Below are 17,119 nucleotides of genomic sequence, written 5' to 3'. Positions count from 1 at the left end.
GACGAGCAGCAGGCAGCTGTAGAGACTGAGGAGCAGACAGCTGCAGAGGCTGAGGAGCAGACAGCTGCAGGGACTGAAGAGCAGACGCCTGCTGAAGCTGAGCAGCAGACACCTGCTGAAGCTGAGCCTGCAGAGGGAGGGAAGCCGTGAAGATCAGAGATATTTCACGGATGGCCTGGGAACAGGTCAAACGGCGCAAGGTGGTTACAGGTCTATGTATGACCGGGATTTCCATCGGCTGCGCAGCAATTATCGTGGCCTTGAGTGTGGGCCAATCTGCTCAAGTCTATGTGACCGAACAGGTGAACCAAAGTTTCAAAATGGACGAAATTATGGTCTCGCCGGGCGGGGGGATTCCTTCAAACGGCAAGGGTGGCAGCGGAGGCGGCGGTTCTGGAGAGGTGAATGAGAACCTCGACCCGGGCAAGCTGACGGACCAGAAGCTGAAGATTATCCAGGGACTGAATCATGTGAAGGCCGCTTCACCTTTTCAGGAGGCCGGATATCTGCAGCTGGTGACGATCGACAATAAGATTGCTGATGTCAGGATCATAGTCGCCGATCTGCAGATGCTGACGGAATACGATCATAAATTCAAGCAGGGCGGAGCGAATGGCCAGCCGGGAACGATCGTGCTCAATTACGGGGCGACGCTGGGCTTAATCGACTTGGAGACCCGCCAGAAGCTTTATGAAAGTATGGGCAATGATCCGTTCAATCAGGATATTCAGGAGCAGTATAGAAAACTATCGATCCAGCCCTCCGAGCTGTACCGCAAGCAGATTCAGATTCAGGCGCAGGACTATAGCACAACTACACCTGCAACGAAGCTTAGCTCCCCGCTTCAGGTGGGCGGCATTCTTGAAGGAGCAAAAGGGATCGACGACATGCAGGCTTCGTATGACAAGATTATGTATATATCACCTGAAACTGCAGCGCAGCTCTCCAAGGAGCTGGTATTTGATAATTCCACCACCAGTGTCCTCAATCTCCCGGAAGAGGGCAGCTATAACGCAGTTACAGTGAAAGTGGACGATGTGGCGAACATCAAATCGGTCGAGCAGATGATTCAGAAGCTGTCACTGAACGCTCAAGACAATCTGTTCCAGCAGGAGATGCTGAAGGAACAATTTGACATGATTAAGATGGCAGCACTCGGCATCGGTGTATTCATTCTGATTATCGCCTCGATCTCCATTATTGTGGCTATGACGATGTCCACCCATCAGCGTCGCCGGCAGATTGGCATTATGAAAGTCCTGGGGGCTAACATGGGTCAGATCCGCAATATGTTTATTACAGAAGCCGCGCTTCTGGGATTGCTGGGCGGACTGCTCGGTGTCTTGTTCTCCTATTTAATTGTCATGGGGCTTAATAAGCTGGTCGGTTCGGCAGGCGATGGGATGAATTTCTTCATCCCGCCGATGAATTTGCCGATCGGGATATCCTTTGCCATTATGACCGGAGTTCTGTCCGGAATCTATCCGGCCATCAGCGCCTCCCGAACCGATGCGTTGACCGCTATTAAACGAGATTAAGCCTAAGCTAGAAAGGAAGCCGAAATGATGAAGAGGACTCTAAAGAAGAGCCTGAAGTGGATCATAATCTTAGGTATCATCAGTACCGCAGGTTATCTGGGGTATACCAAGTTCTTCAAGGGCAAGGAGGCGGCAGAGCTTCCGCCGGAAACGATGCAGGTAATCAGTTTCCCGGTAACGGAGGAGACGCTGACCAGCTCGATACAGGTAAAAGGAAGATCGCAATACCAGCAGGAGACGCTGGTGTATGCACCGTTTGCCTCTAAGGTGACCGCCTGGAAAGTAGAGAACGGGGCACAGGTCAAGAAAGGGGATGTCCTCTTTACCCTGGATCAGAGCACACTCCGCAATGAGATTGCGACGGCAGAAGCTGCCAACCGCAAAACGAAGCTGGAGGCGGAGCTGAACGCTTTTGTCAGCCAGCAGGAGGATGATAGTGCGGCTCCGGCCGGTACGGAAGCGGAACGGCTGAAGGCGCTGGCTGCCCAGGAGGCTGCGCGTCTGAACGACGAGCTGAATCAGGTGAATGCGGAGATCCAGGCCAAGGAGCTTGCGGATAAAAAAGCGAAGCTGAACACGGCGGTCTATCATGCACCCGAGAACGGCATCTTCCTCTACGACAGCAGTACTGAACGTCCGCAGACAGTTACAGATAACCAGTACATCGGCAAGATCGTTGATCTGAACAAGCTGGAGTTCATTGCACAGGTCGGAGAGCAGGATATCTTCCGTATCAAAAAAGGGATGAAGGTACAGGTGAAGATGACAGCGATGAAGGATCTGATCCTTAATGGGGAAGTAACCGAGGTATCCAAATTTGCGACGACGACCACCGGCCAGAATACGGCTGGGCAAATCCCGCAATTCGAAGTAGTCATCTCCCTGCAGCCCGACGAGCATCTGATCGGCGGCCTCAGCCTCAGCGGTGATATCGAGACCTCGCGTAAAGAGAAGGCGGTAGTGGTCTCCAGTATTGCCGTTGTCCATGAAGGAGATCTGGCTTATGTCATGCTGGACAAAGGGAACGGCCAATATGAGCGCACGGAGATCAAGATCGGCATGGAAACGACAGAGAAGACTGAAGTACTCTCAGGCTTGAAGGCTGGGGATACGGTAGTTCTTCAGTAGTATAGCAGCAGTGAAAAGCCCCAAACCTGGTTGATTGCCGGGTTTGGGGCTTTTTTTAAATATAAATTACAGGCGGAGCGCGGCGGATGATCTAAGTGGAATTAGTACATCTAATTTGATGTCTGTACTTAATCCAACTGCTTCCCTGAAGCGCATGATTTCGGCAGAATTAAGTGCCTTTTTTCCAACTCTGCTGGTTCACAACTCTCGCTACTGCATAAGGAGTAAGCTTCACTTCCCCAGACCGTATAAATTGTTGAGAGTGGTACCGATTCCGCTTGTTAACTACTTGTTCTGCTGAAATGGCTTACGCCAGGCTTTGATCTCGCTGTTCAGCCCGGTAAGATCCGGGACGGGGACCGCCTGATCGGTCAGCTCATATTTGGCTTTCAGTGCAAGAATACGGTAGACACTTTCATCAATCCGTGCCTCTGTGATCGTACCGTCCTTCACGCTGCTGAGCAGAGCGGCCCGCACCGCCTGCTCATTCTTGTACTCGTGGGCGACCAGCAGAATATCGCTGCCGGCCCGTACAGTATCGACTGCAGCCGCAGCGAGGCTGTAGTTCTTGACAATAGCGCCCATCGTAAGATCATCGGTAATGACGACTCCCTTGAAGCCCATCTCTCCGCGCAGTTGCTCACCGATGATTACTCGGGACAGGGAAGCGGGTTTCTCGGGGTCCAGCTTCGGATACAGGATATGGGCTACCATTACTGCATCTGCCTTCTCCTTAATAGCCGCCTGGAAAGGCAGCCATTCCAGCTTGGCGAGCTGCGCCTCTGTTTTGTTAATTACCGGCAGCTCCAGATGGGAATCGACGGAAGTATCCCCATGGCCGGGGTAATGCTTCACTACAGGCACAATTCCTTCAGACTCTAAGCCCTTCATTTCGGCGATGCCGAGGCGGACTACCAGATCTGCAGTGCTGCCGAAGGAGCGGTCACCAATAACCGGGTTATCCGGATTGCTGTTAATATCAAGGACAGGTGCGAAATCCATGTTGAAGCCGGAGGACTTCACCGCCCGGGCCAGAAGTTCGCCCATCGTTCCGGCAGCGGCAGCATTATTCCCTTTCCCTACCGCTGCATTGGAAGGGAACACTGCATATTCATTAGGAAGTCTGCTCACCTTGCCGCCTTCCTGGTCCACGCTCATGAACAGCGGGGCCGGATTGCCGTTATTGCTCTTCTTCAAGGCATTGGTCAGACTGACCAATTGCTTCAGGCTGCTGATATTATCGGAATAGAGGATGATTCCGCCAACCTTGTCTTCGGCAATCATCTTCTGTGCCGCTGACGCTGCCGTAGTTCCATCGATTCCGACCAGCAGCATCTGCCCGATCTTGTCCTCCAGTGTCATTCCGGCTAGCTTCCGGGAGATAACGTCATTAGTGTCTGTACTGTCTGCTGCCGAAGCTGGAGTAGCGGAGGGCTGGACACTGGCTGCAGGTGTTGCTGCTGCTGTTGCTGCCGGTGTAGTCACCGGAGCAGAGGGTGAAGCTGATGCCGGTGCCCGCGAAGGACCCGTGCCTGCCTGTGCAGAGCCTCCGCTTCCTTCACAACCGCTTGCCAGCAGAAGACATACAACGGTTGTCAAGAGGAGGAGCGGGTGCTGATGCGGGGTCGACTTATATTGCCGTGGGCTGAACCATTTCATTGTTGAGATTCGTCCTTTCGTTTGCTGATTGGCGTGTAGGAATGATAAGATGAAGTAGATTTTACATAAGAACTGCTTACTGTGTACACAAATGAGAAGGATGAGGTGACCTGTCAATGAAAGAACAATTAATGAACACGCTTAATGAACAGATGAATTTCGAGTTCTACTCCGCTCATGTATACCTGGCAATGGCCGCGTATTGTTCCGGTGAAAGTCTGGATGGATTCGCCAACTTTTTCCTGGTGCAGGCTGAAGAAGAGCGGTTCCATGCAATGAAAATCTACAAATTCCTTAATGACCGTGACTATCGTGCCACCCTTGCCGCCCTGCCGGAGCCGAACAATGAATATTCATCCATGCTGGATGCGTTCGAGCATGCCTTCGCCCATGAGCAGCAGAATACGAAGAAATTCTATCATCTGGCTGATTTGGCCCTGGATGAACGCGAGCATGCTACAATCTATTTCCTCAAATGGTTCATTGACGAGCAGGTGGAAGAAGAAGCGCTCTTCAGCAATATTATCGCCAAGCTCAAACGGATTGAAACGGACAGTAATGCCTTCTATATGCTGGATGCCGAGTTCGCCGCCCGTTCCTTTACACCTCCGGCGGAATAATATGATTCCGGACTTGTCCCTTTCGTTTGCTTTTACAGCGGATGCCTCCTTTATAAGGATGGTATCCGCTTTTTAATGCGGCTGCCGTGACGGCTTCTTATTAGTTAGACGATGTTTGCAATGAAAAGTTACTGGGTTCTGCAGCAGGGATTGTGCTCAATGTTGAACCGGGGCAAACAATGTTGTGCGAGGCAACATACTTCCGGCTCCGCAACTCTATTTGGCGGGGTTAACTCTTGCGCCGTCCGGCAACACTGTTTCTCTAGACCCACCCGCTAGTCAGCGTGTAGTATGGAACAATACTATTATTTGGAGGTCCTTTTTCTTGGATAATTACAGCGATATCAAGCAAAGTGAAAAAGGGGCTTGGCTTAGTCTACTAGCCTACATACTGCTATCTGCCGTCAAATTGTTCATCGGCTCTGTTTCAGGCTCGCAGGCATTACTTGCGGACGGACTGAATAACAGCACCGATATTATTGCTTCCATAGCAATTTTGACAGGCCTGAAGATTTCCCGCAGACCCCCGGATTCCAATCACAGCTATGGTCATTTCAGAGCAGAGACAGTTGCTGCATTGATCGCCTCCTTCATAATGATTGCTGTAGGCTTTCAAGTGCTGTATCAGGGTGTCAACAAGTTCATTCAGCCTTCACTGGAAACCCCTGATCTAATTGCCGCGTGGACGGCAGCTGCCTGTGCTGTGATTATGATCGCTGTGTTTAGGTATAACATCAAGCTTGCCCGCAAATTGAACAGCAATGCGATGCATGCCGTTGCGCAGGATAACCGTTCGGATGCACTCGTAAGCGTGGGTGCCTTCATAGGTATCATCGGCTCACAGTTCGGCATTCCGTGGCTTGATCCGCTCACCGCTACCATTGTCGGTCTGCTGATCTGCAAAACCGCTTGGGATATCTTCCGCAAAGCCACTCATGACCTGACAGACGGATTCGATGCAGGTGAGCTGGAATTAATGAAGCAGACGGTATCGGAGATTGAAGGCGTAGAGTTAATTAAGGATATCAAAGCCCGCATTCACGGAAACAATGTACTAGTGGATACTACGGTACTTGTGGATTCCAGACTGAATGTGGTGCAGAGCCATGACATTACGGAAGAGATTGAAGATCAGTTGAAGGACCGCCATCAAGTAGCTACAGTGCTTGTCCATATTGAACCCTTGTGATGATATATAGATGGATTCAACACCTTTTTACTTGACGCATACCTTGGCAGCGGGTATATAATAACGATATGTTATTAACAATGGGATAATATTAAGATATTCCTATAAAAGGAGCCTGCCAATGCCTAATCAACCTGTCATTGATCACAACGGTCTAACCGAGGAGCAGTTCCTGAAGACGTATGACGCCGGGAACTATGAACGTCCGTCAGTTGCTGTGGATATGCTGATCTTCACCGTAATGGAGGAACAGCAGGATAATTACCGCAAGCTGGCGGAGAAGTCGCTGCAGCTTCTGCTGATACAGCGCGGTGAACATCCTTTTCTGGGACAATGGGCGTTGCCTGGAGGATTCGTGGGGATCCACGAAAGTGTAGAGGAGGCAGCCCGCCGGGAGCTGTACAGTGAGACTAATATCGATAATATTTATATGGAACAGTTATATACCTGGGGCGATGTTCAGCGTGATCCGCGGATGCGGGTGATCAGCTGTTCTTACATGGCACTCGTGGACCGCAAAGCCTTGACTGTACAAGCAGGGGATGATGCGGCAGCCGCCGCCTGGTTTGAGGTTTCCTACAATATCCTGGAGACCCGCCGCGAGGAGCTGGAGCAGGGTATCCGGCTGGAGACATTTGTGGAGATTATTCTGCAGAATGAACAGGCGAGGCTCAGCGGTGTGGTCAAGCTTACCGAAACCATCCGGGGCCATGTCCGCCATATGGACCGTGAGATTGTCCGGAGCTCGGGTTTCTCTTTTGACCATCTGATGATGGTGCAGGCTGCAATCGAACGCTTGCGCGGCAAAGCTGAGTATACCGATATTGTGTTCAATCTGATGCCGCCGCTGTTCACCTTGTCCGAGCTTCAGCGTGTGTATGAAATCATCCTTGGCAAAGAGCTGCTCGCCGCCGCATTCCGCCGCAAGATTGCTGAGCGGGTAATTGAGACGGATGAGAGTACCCGTGATGCCGGTCACCGCCCATCGAAGCTGTACAGATACAATCTGGAGTGGAATCTAACTTGAGAAGGCGAAATACAGGCTCGCATATGAACAGGTCAATGACTTAGCTATATCGTACTCCTTCCATAACAAACTGCAACGTCAATTCCGCAGAAATTTGTTTTCTGCTGTCGTGTGATGTTGTTAATAGAAGTTTTATGCGGAAAAGCGGACAATGAATTATGCTTTTCATTATGTAATTTATGGAAAAGGGTAAGGTGAGTCAATGATTAACTGGAAGGATTCATATGACATCGGAGTAGAGAAGATTGACTGCCAGCACAGACAGCTGCTTGTGAAGCTGAATGACTTTTTTGAAGCGTGTACCAACCAGCAGGGCAAAGAGAAGATCGAAGAAACACTGAAGTTCCTTAAGGACTACACCGTGGAGCATTTCGGCAGTGAAGAGCAATTGATGAAGGACATCGACTTCCCTGAACTGACAGAACACCAGAAGACGCATGCTGAATTCGTACAGACCGTTCTGGATCTGGAAGAGAGCATTAAGACCAAAGGCGTATCCGTATTGTCAACAATCAAGCTTAACCGTACTTTGACTGACTGGCTGATTAATCATATTCACAAATGTGACAAGCTGATCGGGGACTGCATCGCTGCAAAAGGTAACAAAGCCGTTTAACTACATAATCCGGAACACGAAGATGCCGCAGGGCATTTTCTTTTTTTAGAGGGGAGAGAGGCGCAATATGGATTGCCTGGGATGCAGAATCGCTAATGGTATTGAACCAGACCTCAACATTATTTACGAGAATGAGTATGTAACCTGTGTACTTGATATCGCTCCGTTTAATGAAGGGCATACCCTGATCCTACCTAAAAAGCATTACCTGGATACTGACGAGCTGGACCCGGAAACCGCGCATGCGGTTATGGATGCTTCGCAGAAGGTGACTGCGCTGCTCAAAAGCCTGTACAAACCGGACGGAATCAGAATTTGTGCTGACGGCGGTAAATTTAATGATCTGACCCATTACCATATGCATGTTGTTCCACGCTACGAGGGTGACGGATTGGCCTGGAGTGAGCCCTTGCACCCGGATCGTGCAGAGACACGGCTAAAGGAGACTAAAGCAAAAATTCTGAAAGCGTTCAGTGAAGTTTAAAAGGAGCCCGTTGGGCTCTTTTTTACTGTGCGTACACAGCTTAATAATCTACCAGCAGCAATTCTTTATCCTCAGGCAGAAGTTTTGCAGCAAACGCTGACGGATCTTGTTTGGTGTGCTCGATCGAATCAACAACCCAAGCGTTATTGCTATATGTATAGCTAATAATCATTACTCCATCATCGTCTAGCTTATGTTCACTCGTTGCCATCTTTTGCTGATCAGAGTAATTAAACTCCATGAAGTAGGGATCAATTTTTCCCACATCGCTTAGTGTACTTTCTCCGATATTAATCTTGCTAAAGCTGTCCTGACTTAACAAGTGCGTTAATCTCCATACGTTAGAAACATAGTTGCTTCTCATATACATAACAAAAATATGGCTGCCGTCAGAAACATTGCGTATTTCATAGGAATAGCCTTTCATGCGTCTGGTGATATCGGCTTTTCCCAATTGCTTCTCAATTTCTGCCTTATGAAATGCAAAAGACATGCTCGAACGAATGGAATAGGGGATATTTGAAACGGAGCTTTTGTTAAGCTCTATTGGAGTGGTTTGTATATTTGCATTTGAATCACTGCCGGTTAATACGACAACCAGAATTAATAATGAAATGAATAGAGAAATCTTTGAATAAATACTAAACGAAATCTTAAAAGAGTGATCCAAGGACATCCTCACCTTTCTCCCGCTTAACCTAAATAGTTACTCAACTGTTACATAGAACGGATTCGTTTTTACTATGCGTGGTTCCTGCATCTATCTAAGATTTTTCATAGTAGCGGAGCACAATTTATTCCTTACTAATACTTTGTGATATGATCTGAAGTAGATATTATAGAAACTTACCTTAAGGGAGTGAATAGGGTGAAAAACATGCGCATGCTGGCTTCGGGAATTATCATGCTTCTTGTGCTTGGACTTGTTAATTTCTACATTGGATGGCATCTGTGGGTTCTGCTCCAGGAATGGCTGCCGGGTATTCATGCTGCTGCTTACTGGCCTGTCTTTCTTGTGATTGCCTTCTCTTATATTATTGGCAGAGTTCCGTTGCCGAAGGCGCTTAAGCCGGTTGGCCGGTTGTTCAAGGTGGTCGGCTCCTATTATTTGGCCTGTATGGAGTTTGCCGTGATTCTGCTGCCGTTGACCGATCTGGTATATGGAGTGCTGGCGCTCACCGGTGTGGGCCTCTCGGCGTTTGTTACCGAAGCTGGAGCTACCGTACTGGCACTGCTTACCGTATTCCTGCTATGGGGTTCACGCAATGCCTGGAGTACAGTGGTGCGGAGCCACAGACTGAAAGTCGATAAGTCTATCGGAACCAGCGTTCCGCTGACGGTAGCGGTTGCCTCTGACCTGCATCTGGGCAACATTGTCGGGAACCGCCATTTACGCCGGATGGTCACGGAGATTAATGCGATGAATCCCGATATCGTGCTTCTGGCCGGAGATGTGCTGGATGACAGCATTGAACCTTTTATCCGCAATGGAATGGACCAGCAGCTGAAGCAGCTTAAGGCACGTTACGGGGTCTATGCTGTGCTGGGGAATCATGAGTATTATGGCGGGTCGATTGCACAGTACACTGAAGTGATGAAGAACATCGGCATTAAAGTTCTGCAGGATGAGGTTGTGGAAACCTCGGGAGTATATGTTGTGGGCCGCAAAGATAAGACGGCGGAGGCGATGGAAGCGGGCGGAAGGCTCAGTGTAGAGGCGCTGCTGGACGGACTTGACCGCACGAAGCCGATTATTATGATGGATCATCAGCCGACCGGCTTCGAGCTTGCTGCGCGGGCTGGAGTGGATGTACTGCTGTCGGGACATACCCACCGCGGGCAGATTGCTCCGAATCACTGGATTACGAGACGCCTGTTCGAGCTGGACTGGGGTTATCTGCTCAAAGACAAGCTGCATGTCATTGTCTCCTCCGGCTACGGAACCTGGGGACCGCCGATCCGTCTGGCCAGCCGCTCTGAGCTGATCAAGCTGGAGGTTGTTCTGGAGGGTAGCATGAGCTACAACGAAGAACCAGTGACTTCAACGGCTAAGGCGGTATTGATCTAAAGGATCGTCTAGTGGAGGCAACATTATTGTACGTGAGCCAGCTACTGTGTTCTGAACCATCTTCCGTGACTGTAACGTCTACTGGAACTGAACCATCTATCGGATGTGTACCATCTACGGTAACTGTACCATCTACCGGATCTGAACCATCTACTGTAACTGTACCATCTACCGTAACTTGTACCTTTTGACGTAATCCGTGTGCCTTCCGCCATGCCCCCTACCTTCGACTGAAGGATAGGGGGTTTTATGTTATGCGAAAAGTGGGACAAAGCAGGCCTGATCTCATCAAGCGAGGGAAATCCTGCAGAAAGTACAACAATTCAAATTCGATCTCGCTAATTTACCGGGAATCTTGCACAAAATACAACAATTCAGTCCGATAACCCGCTGAATCGTAAGAATTGTTGTAAATAGTACAACAATAACCAATTTTCCAAGTAAATAAAGAAAAAATCTTGCATTTAGTACAACATTCCAGGCTTAGTCCGGTTAAATCACCAGTAATCCTGCGCAAGATCCGAATGAATCCCCCAACCCAATCCCAACCCAATCCCAACCAAATGCCTAACCAACCAAGTACTGAAAACGTATGATCAAACTAGCTAGTACCAAGACCGCGTGTCCAAACGCACACACAAACACCCATACAAACGCACATACAAACGCCCATACAAACGCCCATGCAAACGCCCATGCAAACGCCCACACAAACGCCCATACAAACGCCCATACAAACGCCGACACAAACGCACATCCAAACTATATGTCTTTAATGGCTTTTAGTATAAACCCACACCTGCCGGGGGTGCTCTGATGCAACATTTTGACAATAAGAGCTGGTTGAGTTAATCTCTATATAAATATAGTTAAGCCATTAACTAAATTGAGCTTGCGGCATTAAGAGGCGTTAAGGGGTGTTATGTCTCGTTAAGGGGCGATATTTCTCGTTATGAGGCGTCATATCTCGTTAAAGGGCGTTATGGACGGAACTTCGAATGATAGAATAGGTGATCAAAATGAGCGATCGAATGAATAAACCTGCCGACGAACAATTGAACGAACAGAGGGATGATTCTATGAATGGACGAATGAATGGACGAATGAATGAAGGAATAGGCGCTCGGATGGAGGATGAACAAATGGATGAAGATGAACAAATGGAAGAACTAAAGGAAGAACTAAAGGATGATCGGATGGATGCCCTGCAAAAGTATGTGCTGGAGCTGCCGCTCCACAATGAGGTTTTCTTCGCGATGGTGGGAGCGACAGCAACCGCAGTAGCCGTATCTGAGAAATACTGGCAGGCTCAAGGGCTGAACGGGGCAAGAATCCGCGTACTGGTTGAGATTGCGAAGCACGGGGGAACGGTACTCCCTTCGCTGCTCGCAGAGAGAATCGGTGTAACCAAAGCCAATATCAGCCTGCTGCTCACTCCGCTGGAGAAAGACGCTTATATCTCCCGTGCGGATCATGCCAAGGATGGCCGCAAGACGGTGATTTCGATTACCGAAGCTGGCCGCGCCCTTCTGTCTGAACAGCTGCCTGGAAACCGGGAAGCTGTTGCCGGCGTGATGAAGCGTCTGGAGGATACGGAGCTGCACCAGCTGCTGGGTCTGCTGAACAAATTGAGCGAACATACAAGAGAGAGTTAATAATGAAGATAATGATTACTGGCGCCACAGGACAATTGGGAAGTCTGATCATAGAAAATTTGCGCAGCCGTATCCCCGCAGAACAGATTGTAGCCGGAGTACGGAAGCTTGAGCAGGCGGCGTATCTCCGGGAGCAAGGCGTAGAAGTCCGTTATGCCGATTACGATGTGACGGAATGGCTGGACGAAGCCTTTCGCGGGATATCCCGGCTGCTGCTAATCTCCAGCTCGAATACGGATGACGCCGTCCGTCTGACCCAGCACAAGCGGGTTATTGATGCTGCTAAGCGAAGCGGGGTCGGGCATATTCTCTATACGGGTTTTGCTTTTCCCCGGCAGAGATCAGAGCAGAGCAAGCCGGACAATGTGCACACATTAACCGAGCAGGCGATTATAGAGTCCGGACTGGAATATACCTTTTTGCGCAATGCCCTATACATTGATTTCGTAGGAGTGCTGGGGCTGAAGGAAGCTCTGACCAGCGGGGAATTGATTACCGCTCCGGGTGAATGGAAGTTCAATTCGGTAACACGTGGAGACCTTGCGCTGGCAACAGCGGCTGTGCTTAGTGAAGGTGAGGCAGGCAATCATATTTATGAGCTTGCCGCTGCACATACCTGGGATTTTGCAGATCTGGCTGAAGTATTAACCGGGGTTGCCGGGAAGCCGGTGGTGCACCGTCAGGATGCCGCAGTTCAGCACTGGATCTACGCTTTTATGAGCAAGCTGGATACCTCCTCCACTTCCGGGGATTTGGAACGGCTAATGGGGCGTCCTGTCACACCGCTGAAGGAGAGCATTATGCCTTTTCTCACAAGGGCGGGTGAAGGTTCATAGGCTTGTCTTGAGAATGGTTTGTTGCTAGTATGATGTCATTGAATTCGGCAAGCCCGGAGGGAGAGCTTACAGTTGAAAAAGATTATAGTAGCCGACGATGATGTCCATATCCGCACGCTGCTGCGGCATGTTTTGACGAGAGAGGGGTATCATGTCCTGGAAGCCGGCGACGGCCGGGAAGCGGTAACTCTGATGCAGGAGCAGACAGTGGATCTCGCGGTGGTGGATGTGATGATGCCGCACATGGATGGCCTGGAGCTATGCTCGTACATAAGGGAAACTTACGATATTCCGGTGATCCTCCTGACGGCCCGCCAGCAGCTCAGCGACAAGGAGCAGGGGTATCTGCGCGGGACGGATGATTATGTGACCAAGCCTTTTGAACCGGAGGAGCTGCTGTTCCGCATTAAGGCACTGTTCCGCCGTTATTCGATTGCCTCTGATGACAAAATCCGCCTGAACTCACTGGTGATTGACCGTAAGAATTATGAGATCAGTGACGGGAATGAGGTGTTTTTGCTGCCGGTGAAGGAATTCGAGCTGCTGGCCCAGCTGGCGCAATATCCCGGACGGCTGTTCTCGCGCAGTGAGCTGATCGAACGGGTCTGGGGAGCGGATTATGAGGGGGATGAGCGGACGGTGGATGTGCATATCAAACGGCTGCGCCAGCGGTTCAGCGACTACCAGAATGATTTCACGATCCGCACGGTACGCGGGATTGGCTACAAAGTGGACATGGTGAACACATGAGATCGCTGTACGTAAGAATGAGTATTGTGTTCTGCTCGGTTATAGTGATCAGCAGTGTACTGGGGTTCCTGGTTTCCAATCTCTATTATCAGGCCAAAATCAAACCGCAGAACGATGCCAAGCTGACCAAAATGGCCATCGGCTTGCAGCAGTTCATTCAGGACCACCCGGATGCGGTGGAAGAGTATCTGCTGAGTACAGCCTCGTTAGGGTACAAGATGTATCTGTCCAATGACAACGGCGATGAACAATTCTACGGCCTGCCTTTCCGCAAAAATGACCTGCAAGAGGGAGCGCTGCAAAAGGTGCTGGCGGGGGGGATTTACCACGGAGTCGGTAATTTCCCCAGCTCAGCATTTATCACCGGCTTCTTCGATAATCAGCTCAGCAATTCGATTGGTGTTCCTGTTCAGATCACCGGACAGACTTATGCGTTGTTCATGCGTCCGGATGCTGAGGTGCAGTTTGGGGAGCTGCGGATCTTTTTTGCCGTGCTGATTGGCGTCATTATCTTATTCAGCCTGTGGTTCATGCTCATTACGGTATTCCATGTGGTGAAGCCCATAACGCGGTTAACCGAGGCTACGCTCAAAATATCCAAAGGCAGGTACGACATCAAATTATATACCGCCCGGCGCGATGAAATCGGCCAGCTGGCCTCCCATTTCATGACGATGAGCCGTGAGCTGGAACGGACGAACCGGGCGCGTCAGGAATTTGTCGCCAATGTCTCGCATGAAATTGAATCCCCGCTGACGTCCATCCAGGGCTTTGCCCATGCGCTCAAAGACGGTGCACTGCCCGAACCCCAGAGGCTGGAGTACCTGTCGATCATAGATGAAGAGAGCCGCCGGCTATCCGTGCTCAGCAAGCAGCTGCTCACGTTATCCTCACTCGACTATGAAGAACATGCCTTGCAGAAGCGAAGCTTCGACCTCCGTGCCCAGCTCCGCCAGGTCATGCAGATTATGGAATGGCATCTTACAGAGAAGGAGCTTGCGGTCCGGCTGCACGTAGCTGACATTACACTGGAAGGCGACCCTAACCTGCTCTATCAGGTATGGATGAACCTGCTCTCGAATGCCGTGAAATACACTCCGGCGGGCGGCACAATCAGTATTGCAGCACGTGCAGACGATCATACCTGCACCGTAACGGTGGCGGACAACGGTGAAGGTATTCCTGCGGAGCAGCTGCCGATGATCTTCGACCGGTTCTACAAAGTCGATCAGGCGCGCACCCGTGACAGCAACAGCAGCGGGCTGGGACTGGCCATTGCACAAAAGATTATCCAGGCGCATAACGGTACGATCGAGGTGGCAAGTACGGTTGGAGAAGGGACTACCTTTACTGTCTGCCTGCCCTGCCAATATATTGATTGAGCAGACGTTTAGTAACTGATGAAAGCAGCGGAAGTCCAACATTCACCGCAGCCTGCGCATAACATCAGTTTTGGAAAGTCTATAGTTCAATCCGTATAATGTAATTCATTATTCATACTCCGTTCATTTTCATCCTCTAAACTGTGGATATACAGATTAGAAGGAGTGGTTATATGTTTTTGGCATTACGGGAGATGAGGCATTCCAAAGCACGCTACAGCCTCATAATGGTGATTATGCTGCTGGTTTCGTTTCTGGTTCTGTTCGTAACGGGATTGGCCAGAGGACTTGCCTATGCGAATATCTCGGCACTGGAGAATATGCCTGCGAATTATTTTGTCGTGCAGAGCGACGCTGACCATACGTTTAGACGTTCACAGTTAGGCGAATCAGAGCTTGCAGCAGCCCGTGCGGTAGCCGGGGAGGCGAAGGCAACTCCGCTTGGAGTGCAGACCAGTACTATTACAGCTGCCGATGCGGATGTGAAGGCGGACATTACTTTTTTTGCCGTAGATATGGCGGGGATGCTGGCTCCTGAAGTGACGGAAGGTACTGGAATCACCAATGAAGTTCTAGGGAGTGCCGTGGTAGATTCGAAGCTGGAAGAGTCCGGTGTCACGATCGGCAGTACAATAAGTGATCAGGCAACAGGCATGAGCTGGACGGTTAGCGGTTTTGTGAAAGACAGCTCATACAGCCACACTCCGGTGGTATATATTAACCACCTGGATTGGCAGGCCATGAAGCAAGGGGCGGTTCAGGGCGGCAGCTCAGACAGCACAGGCAATGCTCCTTACAACGTTATCGCGCTAAAAGTATCTTCTGCACAGGCATCTGAAATTGCCGGACAGCAGCAGGCGGTAGAGGTGATTACCCAGAAACAGGCGATTTCCAGTGTCCCCGGATATGCGGCTGAACAGAATTCACTGCTTATGATGATAGCCTTCCTGTTCGTTATTGCTGCAGTTGTACTTGCTGTATTCTTCTACGTCATCACAATCCAGAAGACCAGCCAGTTCGGTATTCTTAAGGCAATGGGTACCAAAATGTCCTATTTAGCCTGGAGCGTAGTCGGCCAAGTCCTGATTCTGTCTGTAGCCAGTCTGGCACTGAGCCTGCTGCTTACGTTCGGAATGAATATGGGGCTGCCGGATGCGATGCCGTTCCAGCTGGACGGGCAGACGATGATTCTGACCAGCTTGCTGTTCATCGGAATGTCGCTGCTGGGTTCACTGATTTCTGTAGCAAGAGTAGCCAAGGTGGATGCCTTGGAAGCGATAGGGAGGACTGGAGCATGAGTGCCAAATTAATCATGAAGCAAGTGACCAAAACCTACGGGGACGGAGACGGGGCAATGACTGTTTTGAATAACCTGGATTTTACGGTGAACGAAGGTGAATTCGTAGCAGTACTGGGTCCTTCGGGTTCCGGCAAAAGCACTTTTCTCTCTGCCGCCGGTGCTCTGCTCACCCCGACAAGCGGGGAAATCTTCATAGATGGCGAATCGCTGCGTGACAAAGACAAAGGGGCTTTGACGGAGCTGAGGCTGCAAAAGATCGGCTTCATGTTCCAGAGCGCACAGCTGCTGCCTTTCCTGAAGGTGGAGGAACAGCTGCTCTATGTTGCCAAGCTGGCCAAGCTCACCACGAAGGAAGCCAAGGTTCGGGCAACCTATCTACTGAAGCGTCTGGAAATCTGGGAGCGGCGCAATCAGTATCCCGAGCAGCTGTCCGGCGGTGAGAAGCAGCGTGTGGCCATTGCCCGGGCGTGGATGAACAAACCGGCTATCCTGTTCGCAGATGAGCCTACAGCGAGTCTGGATTACAGCCGCGGCAGAGAAGTAGTGCGGATGATCGCTGACGAGGTGCGGAGCGAAGGCAAGGCAGCCGTTATGGTAACCCACGATGACCGCATGCTGGAGTGGTGCGACCGTGTGCTTCATCTGGAGGATGGCGTGCTGGTTCAAGCCTAGGTTATGATTTGAGTGGATCGTTGAGACTGAATCCCGGAGACGGGGTTCGGTTTTTTTTGTTAGTTAGGAAGATGCTGTACATCAGTTGTGGACAACTAAGTTTTAGACTGATCCATAAAATGAAGCAGCGGCAGAAGAAGACTGCATAGATAAAGTCTTCTTCTGCCGCTGTTGTTGTTTAACTAACCTCGACTA

The 17,119-nt window shown here is 50.3% G+C and carries 16 protein-coding genes; 14 read left to right on the top strand and 2 right to left on the bottom strand.

The window, feature by feature from the left end; translation table 11 throughout:
* Positions 1-146 precede the first annotated feature (146 nt).
* Positions 147-1,538 (top strand): ABC transporter permease, encoded by a 1,392-nt coding sequence (locus MHI42_RS03250; RefSeq protein ID WP_342422756.1) that lies wholly within the window; start codon positions 147-149, stop codon positions 1,536-1,538.
* A 24-nt stretch (positions 1,539-1,562) separates the two neighbouring features.
* Positions 1,563-2,666, top strand: a complete 1,104-nt coding sequence (locus MHI42_RS03245) for an efflux RND transporter periplasmic adaptor subunit (RefSeq protein WP_340987318.1) — start codon at positions 1,563-1,565, stop codon at positions 2,664-2,666.
* Positions 2,667-2,951: 285 nt separating this feature from the next.
* Here the strand turns inward: MHI42_RS03245 and nagZ are convergent, their stop codons facing one another.
* Positions 2,952-4,325: a beta-N-acetylhexosaminidase gene (nagZ, locus tag MHI42_RS03240; protein ID WP_342422755.1), complete on the bottom strand. Its 1,374-nt coding sequence runs from the start codon at positions 4,323-4,325 to the stop codon at positions 2,952-2,954.
* Positions 4,326-4,441: 116 nt separating this feature from the next.
* On the opposite strand from nagZ, the gene MHI42_RS03235 reads away from it, so the two are divergent.
* The 5 genes from MHI42_RS03235 to MHI42_RS03215 all read left to right on the top strand — a co-directional run bounded on the left by MHI42_RS03235 (position 4,442) and on the right by MHI42_RS03215 (position 8,261).
* Positions 4,442-4,945 (top strand): ferritin, encoded by a 504-nt coding sequence (locus tag MHI42_RS03235; RefSeq protein ID WP_039292730.1) that lies wholly within the window; start codon positions 4,442-4,444, stop codon positions 4,943-4,945.
* Positions 4,946-5,270: 325 nt separating this feature from the next.
* Positions 5,271-6,134, top strand: coding sequence for a cation diffusion facilitator family transporter (locus tag MHI42_RS03230; RefSeq protein WP_171719392.1), 864 nt, complete (start codon positions 5,271-5,273; stop codon positions 6,132-6,134).
* Between the two features lie 121 nt (positions 6,135-6,255).
* Positions 6,256-7,161, top strand: a complete 906-nt coding sequence (locus MHI42_RS03225; protein ID WP_342422754.1) for an NUDIX domain-containing protein — start codon at positions 6,256-6,258, stop codon at positions 7,159-7,161.
* A gap of 202 nt (positions 7,162-7,363) precedes the next feature.
* On the top strand, positions 7,364-7,777 hold the full coding sequence (locus MHI42_RS03220; RefSeq protein WP_081969990.1) for a bacteriohemerythrin: 414 nt from the start codon (positions 7,364-7,366) through the stop codon (positions 7,775-7,777).
* 67 nt (positions 7,778-7,844) lie between these two features.
* Positions 7,845-8,261, top strand: a complete 417-nt coding sequence (locus MHI42_RS03215) for an HIT family protein (RefSeq protein WP_342422753.1) — start codon at positions 7,845-7,847, stop codon at positions 8,259-8,261.
* Positions 8,262-8,301: 40 nt separating this feature from the next.
* Here the strand turns inward: MHI42_RS03215 and MHI42_RS03210 are convergent, their stop codons facing one another.
* Positions 8,302-8,937 carry a hypothetical protein gene (locus MHI42_RS03210; protein WP_342422752.1) on the bottom strand — a complete coding sequence of 212 codons (636 nt, stop codon included), beginning with the start codon at positions 8,935-8,937 and terminating at the stop codon, positions 8,302-8,304.
* Positions 8,938-9,138: 201 nt separating this feature from the next.
* Between MHI42_RS03210 and MHI42_RS03205 the strand changes: the two genes are divergently transcribed.
* The 7 genes from MHI42_RS03205 to MHI42_RS03175 all read left to right on the top strand — a co-directional run bounded on the left by MHI42_RS03205 (position 9,139) and on the right by MHI42_RS03175 (position 16,924).
* Positions 9,139-10,329 carry a metallophosphoesterase gene (locus MHI42_RS03205; protein WP_342424676.1) on the top strand — a complete coding sequence of 397 codons (1,191 nt, stop codon included), beginning with the start codon at positions 9,139-9,141 and terminating at the stop codon, positions 10,327-10,329.
* A 1,103-nt stretch (positions 10,330-11,432) separates the two neighbouring features.
* A complete protein-coding gene (locus tag MHI42_RS03200) occupies positions 11,433-11,984 on the top strand; it encodes a MarR family transcriptional regulator (RefSeq protein WP_342422751.1) in 552 nt (183 codons plus the stop codon).
* 2 nt (positions 11,985-11,986) lie between these two features.
* A complete protein-coding gene (locus tag MHI42_RS03195; protein ID WP_342422750.1) occupies positions 11,987-12,820 on the top strand; it encodes an SDR family oxidoreductase in 834 nt (277 codons plus the stop codon).
* A 72-nt stretch (positions 12,821-12,892) separates the two neighbouring features.
* Positions 12,893-13,570, top strand: coding sequence for a response regulator transcription factor (locus tag MHI42_RS03190; RefSeq protein ID WP_342422749.1), 678 nt, complete (start codon positions 12,893-12,895; stop codon positions 13,568-13,570).
* Positions 13,571-13,587: 17 nt separating this feature from the next.
* On the top strand, positions 13,588-14,952 hold the full coding sequence (locus MHI42_RS03185; protein ID WP_342422748.1) for a HAMP domain-containing sensor histidine kinase: 1,365 nt from the start codon (positions 13,588-13,590) through the stop codon (positions 14,950-14,952).
* 173 nt (positions 14,953-15,125) lie between these two features.
* Entirely contained in the window at positions 15,126-16,250 is a 1,125-nt protein-coding gene (locus MHI42_RS03180; protein ID WP_342422747.1) for an ABC transporter permease, read from the top strand.
* Positions 16,247-16,924 (top strand): ABC transporter ATP-binding protein, encoded by a 678-nt coding sequence (locus MHI42_RS03175; protein WP_042236243.1) that lies wholly within the window; start codon positions 16,247-16,249, stop codon positions 16,922-16,924. The genes MHI42_RS03180 and MHI42_RS03175 overlap by 4 nt, the downstream gene beginning before the upstream one ends.
* The last annotated feature ends 195 nt before the right edge of the window (positions 16,925-17,119 follow it).

Origin of the sequence: Paenibacillus sp. FSL E2-0178 (genome assembly GCF_038593005.1) — a bacterium.
Classification (GTDB): domain Bacteria; phylum Bacillota; class Bacilli; order Paenibacillales; family Paenibacillaceae; genus Paenibacillus_AQ; species Paenibacillus_AQ phytohabitans.
This window is presented reverse-complemented; position numbering and strand designations above follow the sequence as displayed.